At 41.5% G+C, this 17829-nt stretch carries 14 protein-coding genes; 5 read left to right on the top strand and 9 right to left on the bottom strand.

The genetic code is table 11. The features are described from left to right. Positions 1–10: 10 nt before the first annotated feature. A complete protein-coding gene (locus AC59JO_RS28390; RefSeq protein ID WP_497309705.1) occupies positions 11–1732 on the bottom strand; it encodes a glycosyltransferase family 39 protein in 1722 nt (573 codons plus the stop codon). Positions 1733–1882: 150 nt separating this feature from the next. Between AC59JO_RS28390 and AC59JO_RS28395 the strand changes: the two genes are divergently transcribed. Then, complete coding sequence (locus tag AC59JO_RS28395) at positions 1883–2362, top strand: DinB family protein (RefSeq protein WP_497309707.1); 480 nt, start codon at positions 1883–1885, stop codon at positions 2360–2362. Here AC59JO_RS28395 and AC59JO_RS28400 read toward each other — a convergent pair. The 8 genes from AC59JO_RS28400 to AC59JO_RS28435 all read right to left on the bottom strand — a co-directional run bounded on the left by AC59JO_RS28400 (position 2359) and on the right by AC59JO_RS28435 (position 10224). Further along, the gene (locus tag AC59JO_RS28400) at positions 2359–3672 is read right to left on the bottom strand and encodes a hypothetical protein (RefSeq protein WP_497309709.1); all 1314 of its coding nucleotides are present in this window, start codon (positions 3670–3672) and stop codon (positions 2359–2361) included. The two genes, AC59JO_RS28395 and AC59JO_RS28400, sit on opposite strands and share 4 nt — an antisense overlap. 14 nt (positions 3673–3686) lie before the next feature. Next, positions 3687–5195, bottom strand: a complete 1509-nt coding sequence (locus tag AC59JO_RS28405; RefSeq protein ID WP_497309711.1) for an FAD-binding protein — start codon at positions 5193–5195, stop codon at positions 3687–3689. 6 nt (positions 5196–5201) lie between these two features. Next, a complete protein-coding gene (locus tag AC59JO_RS28410; protein WP_497309713.1) occupies positions 5202–5558 on the bottom strand; it encodes a Bor/Iss family lipoprotein in 357 nt (118 codons plus the stop codon). 130 nt (positions 5559–5688) lie between these two features. Further along, the gene (gene cfa, locus AC59JO_RS28415) at positions 5689–6804 is read right to left on the bottom strand and encodes a cyclopropane fatty acyl phospholipid synthase (RefSeq protein ID WP_497309715.1); all 1116 of its coding nucleotides are present in this window, start codon (positions 6802–6804) and stop codon (positions 5689–5691) included. Positions 6805–7012: 208 nt separating this feature from the next. Further along, positions 7013–8032 (bottom strand): recombinase RecA, encoded by a 1020-nt coding sequence (gene recA / locus AC59JO_RS28420; protein ID WP_091219222.1) that lies wholly within the window; start codon positions 8030–8032, stop codon positions 7013–7015. Between the two features lie 140 nt (positions 8033–8172). Further along, the gene (gene nth, locus AC59JO_RS28425) at positions 8173–8931 is read right to left on the bottom strand and encodes an endonuclease III (protein WP_413666012.1); all 759 of its coding nucleotides are present in this window, start codon (positions 8929–8931) and stop codon (positions 8173–8175) included. A gap of 250 nt (positions 8932–9181) precedes the next feature. Next, entirely contained in the window at positions 9182–9376 is a 195-nt protein-coding gene (locus tag AC59JO_RS28430; RefSeq protein ID WP_413666011.1) for a hypothetical protein, read from the bottom strand. Between the two features lie 263 nt (positions 9377–9639). Then, positions 9640–10224: an RNA polymerase sigma factor gene (locus AC59JO_RS28435; protein ID WP_090534404.1), complete on the bottom strand. Its 585-nt coding sequence runs from the start codon at positions 10222–10224 to the stop codon at positions 9640–9642. Between the two features lie 504 nt (positions 10225–10728). Here AC59JO_RS28435 and uvrA point away from each other — a divergent pair. From uvrA to AC59JO_RS28455, 4 genes are all read left to right on the top strand, one after another. Further along, a complete protein-coding gene (gene uvrA / locus AC59JO_RS28440; RefSeq protein ID WP_497309718.1) occupies positions 10729–13623 on the top strand; it encodes an excinuclease ABC subunit UvrA in 2895 nt (964 codons plus the stop codon). Between the two features lie 214 nt (positions 13624–13837). Next, entirely contained in the window at positions 13838–16126 is a 2289-nt protein-coding gene (locus AC59JO_RS28445; RefSeq protein ID WP_497309720.1) for an IPT/TIG domain-containing protein, read from the top strand. Between the two features lie 189 nt (positions 16127–16315). Continuing rightward, entirely contained in the window at positions 16316–16909 is a 594-nt protein-coding gene (locus AC59JO_RS28450; RefSeq protein WP_413666008.1) for a glycoside hydrolase family 19 protein, read from the top strand. Between the two features lie 90 nt (positions 16910–16999). Next, on the top strand, positions 17000–17797 hold the full coding sequence (locus AC59JO_RS28455) for a Fic family protein (RefSeq protein ID WP_497309722.1): 798 nt from the start codon (positions 17000–17002) through the stop codon (positions 17795–17797). Positions 17798–17829: the final 32 nt, after the last annotated feature.

The raw sequence follows: 17829 nt of genomic DNA on the forward strand, positions 1-17829 counted from the left end.
AGTTGATTTATTATTTTACTGTAATGTTGATGCTCTTACTGTTACGTCCGCCAAAAAAAGGTTCGGTACGCAATGAAAAAATGAGTTGATATCTGCCAGGTTGCTCTGGTGCTGTTACGTTAAATTTAAAATGAGTGCTTTCGCCCGGCTTCAGCGAAATATTGTGAAAAGATTCGTCTGCTTTTTGAATAGTGATCTGATCGGTCTTTTTAAAAAAGCAGGCTTCAAAAAACACAGGGTGCTTTTGATCTTTATTGCTGAAATTAATGGCGAATGGATAAGGGTTTTTAACCGTAAGATCGAAATCTATTTTTTGCCCCGGACTAACGGCTTCTTTAGGAGCAAGCGTCTCAAATTCAACCCGCTGATAGGTGCGCGTATCATCAACCCAGCCTCCGTACCATTTGCCGGCAAATACATTGATCGAGTCGGTTGTAACGCCTGGCAGCCAGACGTCCAGCACATAATAAGTTTTTTTATGCTGAAGGCTGTCTTCTATAGGCCATATATCATACTGGGTACGGCGATAATGGCGTGAATCATAGGCCAGCCCGCGAGTAGTATTATTGTAAAAATTGTATTTGGAAGGATCCTGAAAACCTTCATAAAATATCACATAATTATCCCCCGCCTTTTTTTGAATTTGGTGTGCCCAGTCTTTAAAGCCAAAGAAGCTTTTCATGGCATCAATCTTCAGCAAAAAGGGCGGCCCCCAGATAATACAGATACGTACAAGCAAAATCAGGCTTACATTTATAACAGCCAAACGATTAAACCATAAAGGTTTGCCCGCTGACCTGGCAAAACTGATAAGTACCAGCATACTTAGTGGTACATAGGCAATCAGTGTCCAATGAAGCTGTACTTCGCCTTTAAAGGAAGTAAGGAAAAAGAATGCTAAAATGCCGATGCTGTTCACGAGCAGGGTGCGGGTGAAAACATCCTGTATTTTGGCCGTAAACCCCTTATAAAAAAGAAACCAGCCAATCAGCGGTCCGGCCATTATCAACTGCCCCAATGGATATAGATAAGTGTTGTCCAATTGGTAATCGTCAGCCGAGCGCTCGCTAAGGTGATAGCTTATTGAAGGATAGTCGTGGTTTACCTGCCACAGGATATGCGGCGCATACAAAGCCAGCGCCAGCAGCACTATCCCATAAAAAGACCCGCGCCTGAGTAATTTAATATTAGATGCAAGCGTGAAAGCAACCAGTAAAATACCATGATACTTGCTATACAGCAGGCAGGCAATCACTACACCCAGTATAATGGCAAGTTTTAAGCTGTCCTCTTCAATATATTGCTGATAAAAATACAGGAACAGCACTGTAAAAAACAACAAGGGAGCATCAGGAGTGGTGGTAAAACCGTAAATATGGAATACAAAGATGCCCGAAACCACCAGTATAAAATTAACAGCATCAACCCTGTAACGCTTTAACATCATCCACATCAGGTACAAGGATGCCGTGGTGCTGATTACCGTAAAAAGCCTTACACCAAACTCATTATGCATAAGGCTGTAGCCTGCTTTAATGAAAACGGCCACCATAGGCGGGTGATCATAATATCCCCAATCTAAAAAACGCGAGTAAACCCAGTAGTAAGCTTCATCAGCATGAATCTCGAGCGTAAAAGCCTGTACGGCATTTAGCAAAGCCCACAACAGTAAAAAATAAATGATGGGTTTGTTATATTTTACCGGCGCGGTATTTAAAGAGGTATCCTGCATTAAAATGGATGAGTAAATGAATGGGCAAAGGTATAATAAAAGATATAAGCCATAAAACGTTGACGGTTGCGATGTGATAATTTGACGAAAAACATACCACAATCTTCATAATTTAGCGCAGCTGTAAAGCCTTAACCCTTCCAATATAAAATGAAACAAGAATTTGAGGTTATTAAAAAACCACGTCTGACACTGCTTAACGTTATAAAAGACCTTAGCCCCGAACAACTTAACTATATCCCTACCGGATATGTCAACAACCTAATCTGGAACCTGGCGCATATGATTTCGGGCCAGCAGGGCATTTGCTATACCCGTGCGGGAGTACCTATCGCGGTAGATGACAAATATTACACTCCTTACCGCCCCGAAACCAAACCACAGGGCTTTGTCAATGCCGATGATATTGCCGAGGTTAAAGAACTGCTTATTTCAACTATCGATAAGTTAGAAGAAGATTACCACGCAGGCGTTTTCGCAAATTATCAACCAATGACTACCCGTTATGGTGTCACACTTAGTAATATTGAAGAAGCCGTCCGTTTTGTTCCATTTCATGATGGCTTGCATACCGGCTATATCTGGGCATTAAAAAGAGCGGTGCTGGAGGAGATGAGCAAACCGGTTTAATAAACTATTTTACTAAACGGAATCCCCACAGTTAACCCGATTGCTGTTTTATTATAAGGCAGGCGGGTATCCTTTAAGGAATTATTCATGTCCTGAAGTAAGAGTTGTGCCTCAAAATTTATGGCGGGCACACCTTTTTTATCTATCAAAACAATGGGGATGCCTATAATAGAGTTTAACGTTTTATAAGTCCCCCAGTTTTTTTCGATGCGGAAACTGATGCCAACATGCGATGTTGAAGGGATATACACCAGCTTACCTGACGCAACAGGTGTCACAAAGTTTTTATATTGGCCTACGTACCGGTCACCTTTATTGATGGTGACCGTATTTGCTCCGTCCATTCCCTGCTCCCCAGTTACATCAGCGCTGAATAGTGACCCGATTTGTACTGAATTATTAACAAAGCCCTTACCGGCAAAAGTTAAAAATAACCTGCCTAATTTAGGGCTTTCCCAAAAGCGGGTATGACTTACAAATAATTCGAACGGGTAGTTATAATGTTTGTTAACCCGCGCGTTAACATCATCGCTTACCATATACTTTTGTGGAATAACAGGGATGTAAATGCCTAAGCTTGTCCAGTTATCGGCTATCAGATTATAATTGCCGGTATTAACCATCAGCTCCGACTGCTGTTCGGAAAACTGCTGCAGATAATCTGCCCGGAGCGATGCATAAAAAGTTTTCCGGAGTTTGTTTTTAACCTCATTGATATTTTGTCCCGGCACTTCATCCTGTTTCAAAGCACTAAGGGATCGCTCAAACTCTTCAGCTTTTTTATTGACACTTTGGGCAAGTGTATTTACTATCAACGCGCGGGCAGCGTCCATTTCTTTTTTAAAATTGCCATTAGCGGTATAGTAAGTTCCGGGTTTTCCCATCCATGTTTTTTGAATGGTAAAACCCAACTGATTATCATAATACCTGTTGGCAGTTTTTGCCGAATAAGCGTTTGCAATATTTACCCGTGCACCTACTATTACAAACGATCTCACCCAATCGTCACTATCCACCGGCTGATGAAAATTGTGGTTGATGCTGATCGCACCTTCGGCGGCATTGATAACAACATAGTTTTTGTACAAAGAAAGATCTTCATTACCCGAGAGGTAAGAACTCACTTTATTGGAGAGGAAAATGTTCATGGCCTTGTTGGAGATCAGCATCCCCTGCCCGTTATTATTAGGCCAATTGGTTACTTTACTGTTTATCGCCTTTATCTCATCGATGATCTGTTTCGTGGTTTGGGCTTTCGCCCCCTCCGTTGTGCAGCACGAAAACAACAGGTAACAGGTTACCGCCCTCAAACAAATTCGATATGTCAGGCCAGCCCCCATTGCTGTGTAATTTGATTGGTAAAAACTTTTTGGCAATCAGCGTTGAGCAGGGTTTTCCGGGCATTAATCCAACGGGTTGCCGCTTCTCCGTACATTCTTTCGATGCGCTCCGGTGTAACTTCATTGGCTTTACCCCAATGAAATGTAAAGGGAATATTTTCGTGCTCAAGCATCAGCCATACCTGGGTGTAAAAGTTGTAAGCTTTGTCGGACAGTGGCGCATCCAGCTCCATGATACAGGTATGATCAAACCTGGTAAAGCCCAGTATGGCTTTTGTTTGCTTAACAAACCTGAACGAAAACACACCGCTGAAAGGCCCGATATCCTTATTGATCTTCAGCATCAGATCGGCAACCTTTGGCGAAAGTTCGGCCGGAAAACCGATGGCCGAGCTTAGCAATTTGCCTCTTAAAGTAGTGTTGCTAAATATTTCCCCGAGCGTACCAAAATGCGGATCACTATTCGTGGTCATACTGGTGTTTAATACCTCGGTAACTACTATAGGAATCAGAGCCGGTACAGCATCAGTAATAGTACCTATAAAACTGGCAGCATCATCTCCCGGCCCAATCCCCGCCGCGTTATCAACCGGCGGTTGATAGTTGGTACGATATGGCCGCTTATACATAGTGGTTACAAAGGCCCCCTTATCCAGATCGTACGGATTAAGCAATACCGAAAAATGAAACGGGCGTTCATTACCACAAGGCAGCTTATTGGTATTACTAAAATCCAATGTTTCCATCATGCCTTGCAGTTCGGCATCATAAGGCAATCGCTGTACATAAGTTTCTAATAAAAATAAAGGCTCGGTTTCCATCAACATTCCATGGATAATGCCAAAGCTTCCAAAACTTACCAAAGCAGCATTGAAAAGCTCATCATCCTGTACCAGTTCGGTTTGCAACAAATCTATAAAGCGTTGTGCCACCACCGGTGCCGAAGCCCTTTCCAACCAGATATGCCTGTCGGGACTCACAACAATATGTAACCCCACAACAAAATCCGGTGTAGCGCCAAAATCAAACGCCGAGCCATGGGTTCCTGTGCTAACTGCCCCGGCTATAGTTTGCCCATTACTGGCTCCCGAAGTTTTGAGCGACAAACCCCTGTTTTTCAAGAAAGCACCAAGCTCCCAAATGCCATTGCCGCTTTGTGCAAAAAGTAAATGCTCTTTATTACCTGTGTAGGCTGGGTTTACTGCGGTATCAGCAACAGTGAACCTTGTATTAAGGGGCTTGGTATCCAGCATTACACCATCTTTAACGGTGGCTATTTTTGTCCATGACCAGCCTGCTCCCAACGATCGTAGTGGAGTATCGGTTTCTATCGCTTCTTTAATCAGGCTTTGAAGTCCTTTGGTAGCATCATTATATCCTTCAAGCGCATCGAGATTATCTCCATTACCCAGTTCATACAAATCTTTTATTTGCTCAATAAAAGTTTCATGCCGGTTTTCCCAACTGCTAACTCCCGTTTTAATAACTTTCATAGCTGCTTATTTTATGGTGCCTTCTTTAGCACAGGGTTTACCGCATTTCCACTCAACCCTCGCAGGGCTCCAGATACCCAGGGTTACTACCGTAAGCAACGAATAACCGAAATTATTCTTTACTGTTACTTCGGCCATACCATTGGAGCCAAGGGAATCACATGTTGGCGTAACTATGCGCTTAGGGCTTTGAATAGCCCCCCAGAAAAAAAAGTTTACATTTTGGTGCGATACCTCTGAGCCTGCCTGCGCTTTGGTTTCAACGCGGGCTGTATAACAACTACTTAATAATAACGAGAGCAATAAAACGGGGACGCATTTTATATAAAGACGTGAAGACCGCTTCAGATATGATGGCAGCATAGGGCAAGTATTTAGGATTTTACTGAATAGAAATAAAGTAAATCTAAATACCTGATTTTCAAATAAGTAAAAACACGCTTATTGAATACGTATTTTTACGCCATTTTCAAAGACCACTTGAAGAGTAGTTTTATCTTATTGATTTGTATAATCCCAAATGTTTGGGTTTAGTTAAAACAATATGCCATAAATGGTTTTTTCTTGAACGGAAAGATGCCGCGCTGGCACTGAGGTAATAGCGCCACATGCGATAAAAAGTATCGCCGTATTTGGCACTAAGCTGCGGCCAGCTTTGCTCAAATTTTTTACGCCACTCCATACAGGTACGGTCGTAATACACGCCGAAGTTATGCCAGTCTTCAAGCACAAACAAACCCTGCCAGGCGGTTGAAAGCTGCGCGGCAGATGGTAACATGCCGTTAGGGAAAATATATTTATCAATCCAGGGGTCCGTAACTTTGGTAGAGTAGTTGCCCCCAATAGTATGCAGCAGAAAAATACCATCGTCGGTTAAGTTCCTGGCTACTGTTTCCATATAGGTTCTGTAATTACGATAGCCTACAGCTTCCAGCATAGCAATGGATACCACCCTGTCGAACTTTTCATTAATATCCCTGTAATCGTCCAGTCGTATTTCAACGGGTAAGCCTTTATTGATTTCGCGCGCGAGGACAGCCTGCTCTTTAGAGATAGTTAAGCCTACTACCGATACGCCGTATTTCTCAGCAGCATATTTGGCAAAACCGCCCCAACCACAGCCAATCTCCAACATACGCATGCCAGGCTCCAACTTTAGTTTGCGGCAGATCAGATCAAGCTTGGCTTCCTGGGCTTCATCCAACGTTTCAGCGTTCTCCCAATAAGCACAAGAATACATCATACGCTTATCAAGCATATGTTCAAACAAATCATTACCAATATCGTAATGCTTGTAAGCAACTTCTTTTGCTTTCGACTTAGTTTGCTGATTGGTAAATTTTGCTTTTAAAAAATATTTAAGCGTATTTAAATCACGGGGAATTGCTTTATCAACCCGGTGATATTGTACGCGGAAAAAGAATTCGTCCAACGCTTCGCAATCCCACCAGCCTTCCATATAAGCTTCGCCAAAACCCAAAGAGCCTCCGGCAAGCAGGCGATCATACAACTTAGGATTGTGTACCTGTACATCCCAGGGATTAGTACCATTCATGGTAATACCTCCTGCGGCAAACGTATTCGTAACAATCTCTTTTGATGATCCCATAGTTTTTTATCTTTCGGTTTTATGCGGTGATAAAGATATTCTTTTTGTAGAAAACAGGAAAAAAACTACCGCGGGTTTATAAGTATCTGCCACGGGTTACGCTGCGCTAAACCCGCGGCAGATGTGTATAAAAAAAGCTCCCCTTGCAGGGAGCCTCTTCTCATAGGTAGATAGATTTAAATCACTTTTAAAATTGTAGCAATACTGATTAAACTTCTTCCATGCTTTCGCCGGTTACAGTTTCTTTTATTTTATTTTCCAGTTCTTCCTGTAATTCAGGGTTATCAAGGATCAGTTGCTTAACAGCATCACGGCCCTGGCCCAAACGGGTTTCGCCATAGCTAAACCATGAACCTGCCTTTTTAATGATGTTATATTCAACACCCAGATCAATGATCTCACCCGCTTTTGAAATACCTTCGCCAAACATGATATCAAATTCGGCTACACGGAACGGAGGTGCAACTTTATTTTTAACTATCTTAACTTTTACACGGTTCCCAGAAACCTCATCAGTGTCTTTAATCTGCGAGATGCGGCGTACATCCAAACGTACCGAAGCATAAAATTTCAATGCGTTACCACCGGTTGTGGTTTCAGGATTACCAAACATCACACCTATCTTATCGCGCAACTGGTTAATAAAAATACAGCAGCATCCTGTTTTGCTGATGGTACCGGTTAGCTTACGCAATGCCTGAGACATCAAACGTGCATGCAAGCCCATTTTTGAATCGCCCATCTCACCTTCTATCTCGGCTTTAGGAACCAATGCCGCAACAGAGTCGATAACTAAAATATCAATAGCGCCCGAGCGGATCAGGTTATCAGCAATTTCCAGTGCCTGCTCACCATTATCCGGTTGAGAGATCAACAGGTTTTCCACATCTACACCTAATTTCTTGGCATAAAAGCGGTCGAAAGCATGCTCTGCATCAATAAACGCGGCAATACCACCATTTTTTTGCGATTCGGCAATAGCATGAATAGCCAGGGTTGTTTTACCCGATGATTCCGGACCGTAGATCTCAATGATCCTTCCTTTAGGTAAGCCATTAACACCTAAAGCAATATCAAGGCCTAATGAGCCTGTTGATATAACCTCAGTTTGCTCCACTACGGATTCGCCCAGTTTCATGATGGTGCCCTTACCGTATGATTTTTCCAGCTTATCTAACGTAAGCTGTAATGCCTTTAATTTATCGCTGTTTTTATCTGTATTAGCCATCGTTTTATTTTCTTAAGCAAATATAATTACATTTTTTACAATTACTAATTTTTTTAGTAATTTATTTCTATGGTGAATAGTTCATTAAATGAGTAGTTGATCAGGTTAGCATAGGTACAGACAAGCAACTATTCACCTAATCAACCATTCTCCACACTCCTCTTCTTTAACTCCTTAGCTATAGTATTAAGCTCCTTTTTCTTTTTAGCTTCTTTGGCTTTTTTAATTTTAGCGGCTTCGGCTCTTTGCAGCGCGGCTTCTGTATTGTTACGCTCATAATACCGGCAAAACCAGGTAAGCGGACAAACATCACATTTAGGGCTACGCGCCAAACAAATGTACCGGCCATGTAATATCAGCCAGTGGTGCGCCACTGCTATGTATTCTTTGGGAATATTTTGAACCAGTTGCTTTTCAACAGCCAGCGGCGTTCGCGCATTATTGGTTAAGCCAATGCGGTTAGCCACCCTGAAAACATGCGTATCAACAGCCATAGCCGGTTCTTCAAAAATAACCGAGGCAATAACATTGGCTGTTTTACGGCCTACACCAGGAAGCTTCTGCAGATTTTCTATCCCGGCAGGTACTTCGCCGTTAAAAACCTCTATAAGCATTTTACCCATGCCCACCAGGTGTTTAGCCTTATTATTAGGATAACTTACAGACCGGATGTAAGAGAAAACCTCGTCGGATGTTGCGGCCGCCAGATCCTGTGCAGTTGGGAAACGCTCAAATAATGCAGGTGTTACCTGGTTAATTCGCTTATCGGTACACTGTGCCGAAAGTATCACAGCTACCAATAACTGAAACGGGTTATTATAATGAAGTTCGGTAACCGGGTTAGGCTGGTTTTTAGAAAAATAATCAACAAAATGGCGGTAGCGTTCGGCTTTTAGCATTTTTAGTTCATGGTTGATAGTTCATGGATCATAGCAAAATACTTCAGGCTTGATGCAATCATAATCCATTTCCAAAAGTATAGATATTAACTGCAATAAAAAACCATGAACTATGATCTATCAACTATAGGCTACCTTAAAAATAGAAAGGTTCATAAATCATTCATTGGGTTTCGGCTCTTACGATTCGCATCGGCAACCTTCTCAACAATTATGATCTATGAACCAGTAGGGGAATCTGCAATAAATACTAACGTAAGCTTTTTGAATAATCCAGAATCTGGTGTATGGTTTGCACTTTAGGTTTCCTGATCAGCAGGTCTAAATCAGTACGAATTGAATTGTAAAAAATCACTTCGTCGGCGTCCAAATTTTCTTGTGCATTCCTGTTCATTTCAGCTTCGTTAGCTAATGCATTCAACGTTTTTGTAAAGGTTTCATCCATAAGCTTATTTTACTATAATTTTCATATGGTTTATAACGGTGGCTTAAAGATAATATTTTGTTAAATGAAAATTAAATGAAATTTTTATTTCGGGAAATTCAGGCCTGAGAGGCCGGGATCACGCTTTTGCAACAGTAAGCGACTTTATATCAACAGTTAATGAAAACTTATCAAAATTTGGTGCAAAAAATAAGGTTAGCATATTATTGTTCAATTTAACCTAAACAATAATACCCTAACCTTTTATATAGGCTTGGTTAACCTTAATTTTTGAGACTAAGCTCCTTGCTCTGCATCATTTTGCGCAGATTATTAAGCGCATAACGCATACGGCCAAGTGCAGTATTGATACTTACATCGGTAATATCGGCAATCTCTTTAAAGCTCATATCACCAAAGTGGCGCATAATGAGTACCTCCTTCTGTTCGGACGGAAGCAACTGAATCAGCGCTTTAAGATCTTTATGGGTTTGATCCCTTACCATTTTATCTTCGGTACTTTCATCGTAGTTGCCAAGTACTTCAAAAATGTCAAAATCATCGCCATTGCTGATCATTGGCGCACGTTTTTCACGGCGAAAATGGTCAATCACCAGGTTATGTGCAATACGGGTTACCCAGGGCAAAAATTTACCTTCTTCGTTATATTTACCGGCTTTAAGGGTATTGATCACCTTTATAAATGCATCCTGAAAAATATCTTCAGCAAGGTATTCATCTTTTACCAGCAGGTAAATTGAGGTATATATTTTTGATTGGTAACGCCTTATCAATTCTACTAAACCGGCTTCGTCGCCGGCTACGTAAAGATGGATTAGATCCTGATCACTTTTCAATTGAAAATCCATAGAAAGTACTACTTAAACTTAATTTTTAGTTAAAACCTTTTAAAGTAAAGTGTATTCTATAGCGTGCTCCTTAGGGGTTAAAGATTTGTTTCTCCAAATAAAATAAATTATTGGCAAAAAAACAAATAAAATTTTTTTTAAAAGCTCAACTTTACTATTTAATCGGCAAAACCAGTGAATAAACAATCATTTATTTGGTTAGCTTCCTTTAGACTGATTTTTAATACCGAAGGTTTAATCATTCACCAAAATAAATTTTTTAAAAAGTAGTTGTTAAAACAACATTAAACTTTCAAAAGTCAGCCAACTGTAAACTCCAATATTTCACGTAGTTTAATCCAACAAACAATCAAAACTCATTTGGATTCTGCTAAATTTTTTAGGATTTTTGCATTCGCAAAAAGTTCATGGATAACGGATCATAGTTCATGGTATTTTATTTGTTGTAAACCCCACAAACAAGCTATGATCTATCAACCATGAACTACGAACTAATGCAACAGAATGAGTAAAGAAGCAGAAAAAGATCCGCAAAAACATATTATCATAAAAGGCGCAAGGGTACACAACCTTAAAAACCTTGATGTGGCTATCCCCAAAAATAAACTGGTGGTAGTTACAGGCATGTCGGGCTCGGGCAAATCATCGCTCGCTTTCGATACTTTATATGCCGAAGGCCAGCGCCGCTATGTGGAAAGCCTTTCATCATACGCCCGCCAGTTCCTGGGCCGTATGAATAAGCCCGATGTTGATTATATTAAAGGTATTGCACCTGCCATAGCCATTGAGCAAAAGGTAATCACCTCAAACCCGCGCTCAACCGTTGGCACATCAACCGAAATTTACGATTATCTGAAGTTGCTTTTTTCACGTATCGGTAAAACCATATCACCCATTTCGGGTAACATCGTAAAAAAAGATTCGGTTACCGACGTGGTGAACTTTGTACTTTCTTTGCCTAATGATAGCCAGGTAACCATTCTTGCCCCACTGCATCCGCATAATAACCGGAGCCTTAAAGAGGAGCTTGCCGTATTGATGCAAAAAGGATTTGTGCGCGTTGAATACGACGGCAAACTCTCGCGCATCGAATCATTGTTAGAGGACGAAACGGTAGAAAACGTTCCTTTGATGGCTGCCGAGCCCGTAGTTGAAATCAAAAAGACTAAAGCAAAAAAAGCTATAGCAGAAACTACAGAGGCCGATCAGCAAACCGTTGTACGCATTGTTGTTGACCGTGTTACCAAAAACGAGGAAGACGAAACCGTTAGCCGTTTAGGCGATTCGATACAAACTGCGTTTTTTGAAGGCAAAGGCGATTGCTTTGTGCGTTTCCAGTCACCCGACGAAGATACCGAGCATGAGCGCTTTTTTTGTGACCGTTTTGAGCTTGACGGGCTTAAGTTTGAAGAACCAACTCCAAACTTCTTCAGCTTTAATAACCCTTATGGCGCCTGCAAAAAATGCGAAGGTTACGGCAAGGTAATTGGCATTGATGAAGATTTGGTAATACCAGATAAAAGCAAATCCATTTACGAGGGTGCTATTGCCCCATGGCGCGGTGAAAAAATGCGCGAATGGAACGATGCACTGGTAAGACATGCCTTAAAGTTCGACTTCCCTATCCATCGTCAATATAACCAGCTAACCGAAAAAGAACAACGAGTGCTTTGGACTGGTAATAAGTTTTTCCGTGGCCTTGATGAGTTTTTCAAGGAGATGGAAGAGCAAACATACAAGATCCAGTATCGTGTTTTGCTATCGCGATACAGGGGTAAAACTACCTGCCCCGAGTGCAAAGGCAGCCGTTTACGGATAGATGCTTCCTACGTAAAGATCAGCGAAAAATCAATTACCGACGTGGTATTGATGCCATTGGATAAAGCATTCGAGTTTTTTAAATCACTTGAACTGAGCGAAACCGATGCCAAAATTGGCAAACGCCTGCTGATGGAAATAACTAACCGCCTTGGCTTTTTAAATGATGTAGGTTTGAGCTATTTAACGCTCAACCGTTTATCCAACACATTATCGGGTGGTGAATCGCAGCGTATTAACCTGGCTACCTCATTAGGCAGCAGCCTTGTAGGTTCGGTTTATGTATTGGATGAACCAAGTATCGGTTTACACCCCCGCGATACCCAACGATTGATCACCGTATTAAAATCTCTCCGCGATGTAGGCAACACTGTATTGGTTGTTGAGCACGAGGAAGAGATCATGAAGGCGGCAGACCATATCATAGATATTGGCCCCGAAGCAGGTACCCATGGTGGCGAACTGGTTTTCACCGGCACTTATAATGAAATTATAAAGGATGATAAAAGCTTAACCGGCAAATACCTGAGCGGCCGGGAGGAGATAGCCATCCCGGCAAGCCGCCGCAAATGGCATGATTTTATTGAAATAAAAGGCGCGCGCGAAAACAATCTTAAGCATGTAAATGCCAAGTTCCCGTTAGGTGTGCTAACTGTTGTTACCGGTGTATCTGGCTCAGGTAAGACCAGTTTGGTAAAACGGATCCTTGCCCCTGCCGTTCAAAAGGCATTGGGCAATTATTCGGGTGAGCAAACAGGCTCATACGATGCTATTGATGGCGATTATGGCAAAATTGAACAGGTTGAACTGGTTGATCAAAACCCGATAGGCCGCTCATCACGCTCAAACCCGGTTACTTATGTTAAAGCCTGGGATGAGATTCGGAACCTGTATGCCGGCCAACCGGCAGCAAAAGCTGCGGGGTTAAAACCATCTGCGTTTTCATTTAACGTTGAAGGCGGTCGCTGTGATGTTTGCCAGGGCGAAGGTGAAGTTAAGATAGAGATGCAGTTTATGGCCGATATCTTCCTTACCTGCGAAACCTGCGGAGGCCATCGTTTCAAGCAGCATATTTTAGATATCCAGTACAAAGAAAAAAATGTATCGGATATCCTTAACATGACCATTGATGAAGCCGTTGAATTTTTTGCCAAAGAGCCTAAGATCATCGCTAAAATAAAACCATTGGTTGATGTTGGCTTAGGATATGTGCAATTGGGACAGTCGTCAAATACCTTATCAGGTGGCGAGGCTCAGCGCATTAAACTGGCGTCGTTTTTGGTGAAAGGTAACAATACCAACAAAACGTTATTTATTTTCGACGAGCCTACTACCGGTCTGCATTTTGCCGATATTAAAAAACTGTTGAAATCATTTGATGCCCTGCTTGATCATGGCAATACCATCATTGTTATTGAGCACAATATGGACGTGATCAAATGTGCCGACTGGGTGATAGACATCGGCCCCGAAGGCGGCGACCGTGGCGGTAAAGTTGTATTTGAAGGTGTGCCCGAAAATCTTTTGAAACAAAAGGATAGCTACACCGGCAAGTTCTTAAAAGAGCGATTTGATGATTAACATCAATATTATATCTTAATTAAATTTCTGTAAAATATACTTACAAACACAAGAGCAAAGCGTACAATACACCTTCGGTACGCTTTGCTCTTGTAACATGTGACCGCGCTTTTACGTACCATAAGCAATATCAGCTATTTGTATTTAAATAGTTGCGGTAATCTTCCCAAAGCTTACCAACCTAACCCTTATTAATTATCGAAATATCACAAATATGAATATATCTCTACAAAACTATTTCAAAGCTTCATGCCTTTTGCTTTTACTTGTTGTATTAGGCGTATCCTGCTCCAAATACAAAAAACCAGAAGACGATATGACAACCAAGCCTACAGCAGATTTTACCGCAAAAATTGATAATACTGATTATGCATTTGATGCTACTAATTTTTCTTCAATTTACTACACCACAAGCGGCGACGATATAAAGGCCCTACTCACCACGGCAACTTTAAACACCAATGGAAGCAAGATCATCTTTTTTGTTAACGATTTTAAATCAGGGACTGCTGTTATCAACAAAAAAACCGGCACCTCATCAAATCCGGGCAACCCTCGTTTAAAAGTCAATGCTGTTACTAACTCCGTAGTACAAAGCTATGTGCAATATATAACCGGGGGCAATACTTATTATGCTGTTTCGGGGAGTATCACTGTTTCTTTAAGCGGTAATACAGCTACCATAAAATTCAATGTTACTTTTATGGACGCCGCAGGTAAATCATTCACGGCTACCGGCTCATACACCATAAACGATTTCACAACCAATACAAAACCAAAATCACAAATCACCGATCCAACACCTGTTGTAAGCAAACCGACTATTGAAAATATAACTCCGCTAAGCGGATACGTTGCCGATACGGTTTCCATTACCGGTACCAATTACAGCACCTCTTTAACAGACAATGTTGTTAAATTTAATGGAACCGATGCAAAAGTTGCATCGGCCACAGCTACCATTATTAAAGTAATAGTACCCGCCGGGGCAACAACAGGTGTAGTAACCTTAAAAGTAAAAGACAATGAGGTAATAACCGGGCCTGTATTTACAATTTCATCGCCGGCAACAATAACTTCTATCAGCCCAACCAGCGGCAGGGCCGGTGATACTGTTACCATTAACGGGACCAATTTCAACAGCTCAATTGACGGCAACAGAGTCCGCTTTAACAATGCAGGAGCTGTTGTTATTTCGGCAACTCCAACAAAAATTAAGGTTAAAGCGGCGTTGGATGGCTCAACAGGTAACGTAACGGTGGCCGTAGGTTCGTCTGCACCGGTTACAGGCCCGGTATTTACTTACCTGAACACTCCGCAGGTACAATTCCTTTTGCCTTACCAGGGAAGGACCGGCGACACGATCATTATTCAAGGATATTATTTTGCCGGTACACCAGCTGCCAACATTGTAAGATTTAACGGAATACAGGCAAATGTGCTTACTGCTGCAGGAACAGCGCTTAAGGTAATTGTACCACAGGGTGTTACTTCCGGCAGGGTTACAGTAACTGTTAGCGGCAAAACATCAACTGATAATGCGCCGTTTACTGTTAACGAGCCATATCCTAATATTCAATGGCAGGAGATTTATTCTTCTTCAAGCCTTCAAAACATTAATCAAATGGCCTCATTGAGGACTGGTTTATTATTCACCGGCAGTTTAAACTCCGCCTATCTTTATTACAGTAGTGACAACCAAACATTCACCAACGTTTATAACAACCTGCCTTTTAACAAAAGTAAAAAACTGGTGATTAACTTATTAAGCCAGGACGGAACGGCATTCTATGTAACCAGTAACCTTGGTGTAGCCAAGTCAACAGATGGTATAAACTGGATAAAACTTAACCCGGATAAAAGCAACCCGGATAAAGGCTTCACCGGTATTGTAAGCACCAGTGAAAGGCTTATGCTGGTTTCCGGCTCAACTACGTACACTTCATTAGATGCAGGGGGAGTCTGGACCGCGACAACCAATTCTCAACCCACTCAATTGGATTATTTTATTAGTTTTCCCGGCAGCAAGTATATGTTCGCTATTGATACTGCTAAAAACACCGCATCGCACAACGCTACTAAATTTTACACGTCAATTGATAAAGGGACATCCTGGTATCCTTCAAACAGTTCTTTTACCGGGATCTATCATTTCGATGAGGGTTACACAGACTTCTTTAAAATAACTGATTATAGTGTTTATTGCGCTTTTAGTCCTGTATCAACTCCTGGCATAGCCAATCAACGTTTGTATAGATCTATGTATCAAGGTGAGTTCTGGACCCTGGTGAGCAATGAAGCATGTAATGTTGTAAAAACAGCCGGCTTACGTGTGGCTTATGGCAGCAGAACTTTCAATTTATCAACCAATGACGGCACTACTTTTAAAAGCTTTGCATTGCCCGCCGGTTACACCTTAGGCGGTATAGAATTAGGCCCATGGATCTACATCAGCGCCTATAATGCATCTGGTGCACATAAAATATTCCGCTCAAGCTGGTAATTCTTCTTTCATAAAAAATTAAAAGCCCTTTAGCCTATAAAGGGCTTTTAATTCTCATTACGAGCACCTTAGCTCTTTGATATTCCAAATACGAATATCTATCTTTATACAACTCTTCTACGCCTTTTTAATCTGAAACGTTCGTTTACAGCAATTGATTTTTATTAATAAAACCTAAATTTTACTGTTATGCCAGGTACAAAAGAATTTTATGACACCATTCGTGACACCATATTTAAAGGTCACATTTCACAAAGCCAGATTGATGGCATCGAAACTATTTTAAAAGCCGCAGCTGATGCCGGCATTACTGATCAGCGCAAAGTAGCCTACATGCTGGGCACAGTTTACCATGAATGTGCCGGAACCATGCAGCCGGTAAATGAAAACGGCAAAGGCAAAGGCCATCCTTATGGCGAAAAGTTTAAAATGGGTGCAGGCCCCGGTCACCGGGTACCTTACACTACGCCCGATCAGTTATATTATGGTCGCGGTTTTGTACAACTAACCTGGTACGAGAACTATGAAGCTTTTGGCAAACATTTAAATGTCGATCTGCTCAATCATCCGGAGCTGGCTTTGCAACCCGATATAGCAGCAAAGATCATGATTGACGGCATGACCAAAGGCATGTTTACTGGTGTTGGCTTAGGCAAATATTTTGACGACACACATGCCGACTGGATCAATGCCCGCCGCATCATTAATGGTAACGACCAGGATGTTTTAATAGCAGGATATGCAAAGCATTTTTATAAGGGATTGACTGGTGTTGATGCGTAGTAAAGTTAAATTCAGTTGCCCAGGTTTATCAGCTTCGGGCAACTGAATCACTATATAAAAACTTATAAGTATTTTCGCGTTGTAGGAACAATGGAAATACTTAACCTGATAGAAAAATATAATGATCTTGGCATAGCCGATGTGATAGATCACGACCGGTTTAACCTGATCTCTATCGACCATCACTCTACGCGGATAGAAGGATCGACATTGACAGAGGTAGAAGCCCAGGTGTTGATCAACGAAGGCCGTACCCCTAACGGAAAACCATTAGAGGAAAGTCTGATGGTAACAGATCATCATGCAGCTCTTCTTTTCGCAATCGCAAACGCGAAAGAAAAAAAGCCTTTATCTGTAGCTCTGCTACAAAACATCAACGCGTTAGTAATGAAAAACACAGGTAAGGTATACAATACCATGCTTGGCACCATAGATTCCAGTACCGGCGCATTTAGAAAAGGCAATGTCACTGCCGGGATCTCTTATTTTCCAAACTTTGATAAGGTAGAACGCTTAACGACTGAACTCGTAAAAAAACTGAACGAGTCTATTAACTCTCCTCTATCTGTTTCTGAGCAATTGAATCTCTCCTTTGATGCTCACTTTAATCTTGTCAGCATACATCCGTACTATGATGGCAATGGCCGGACGTCACGGTTATTAATGAATTATATCCAGGCTTATTTCAATCTTCCCTTAGCAATTGTACGAAGTGAAAATAAAGCAGCTTATATTCAAGCTTTAATTGACACCCGCCAACAAGAAAACATTGATATATTCCGCGAGTTCATGGCCGGCGAATACGCTTTTTTACTCAACCAGGAAATTGGGAAATTTGAAGAAATGAAAAAGCCATCAAAAGGAAATGGTTTTACTTTCCTGTTTTAATTTTAGTTATAGCCGGTAATCAATCATCCCTG

Source organism: Mucilaginibacter sp. A5337 (assembly GCF_059690695.1).

Coding starts and splice junctions, on each gene's coding strand:
- AC59JO_RS28390 (WP_497309705.1), bottom strand. CDS start 1,732: ATGCAGGATACCTCTTTAAATACCGCGCCGGTAAAATATAACAAACCC.
- AC59JO_RS28395 (WP_497309707.1), top strand. CDS start 1,883: ATGAAACAAGAATTTGAGGTTATTAAAAAACCACGTCTGACACTGCTT.
- AC59JO_RS28405 (WP_497309711.1), bottom strand. CDS start 5,195: ATGAAAGTTATTAAAACGGGAGTTAGCAGTTGGGAAAACCGGCATGAA.
- AC59JO_RS28410 (WP_497309713.1), bottom strand. CDS start 5,558: ATGCTGCCATCATATCTGAAGCGGTCTTCACGTCTTTATATAAAATGC.
- cfa (WP_497309715.1), bottom strand. CDS start 6,804: ATGGGATCATCAAAAGAGATTGTTACGAATACGTTTGCCGCAGGAGGT.
- recA (WP_091219222.1), bottom strand. CDS start 8,032: ATGGCTAATACAGATAAAAACAGCGATAAATTAAAGGCATTACAGCTT.
- nth (WP_413666012.1), bottom strand. CDS start 8,931: ATGCTAAAAGCCGAACGCTACCGCCATTTTGTTGATTATTTTTCTAAA.
- AC59JO_RS28430 (WP_413666011.1), bottom strand. CDS start 9,376: ATGGATGAAACCTTTACAAAAACGTTGAATGCATTAGCTAACGAAGCT.
- AC59JO_RS28435 (WP_090534404.1), bottom strand. CDS start 10,224: ATGGATTTTCAATTGAAAAGTGATCAGGATCTAATCCATCTTTACGTA.
- uvrA (WP_497309718.1), top strand. CDS start 10,729: ATGAGTAAAGAAGCAGAAAAAGATCCGCAAAAACATATTATCATAAAA.
- AC59JO_RS28445 (WP_497309720.1), top strand. CDS start 13,838: ATGAATATATCTCTACAAAACTATTTCAAAGCTTCATGCCTTTTGCTT.
- AC59JO_RS28450 (WP_413666008.1), top strand. CDS start 16,316: ATGCCAGGTACAAAAGAATTTTATGACACCATTCGTGACACCATATTT.
- AC59JO_RS28455 (WP_497309722.1), top strand. CDS start 17,000: ATGGAAATACTTAACCTGATAGAAAAATATAATGATCTTGGCATAGCC.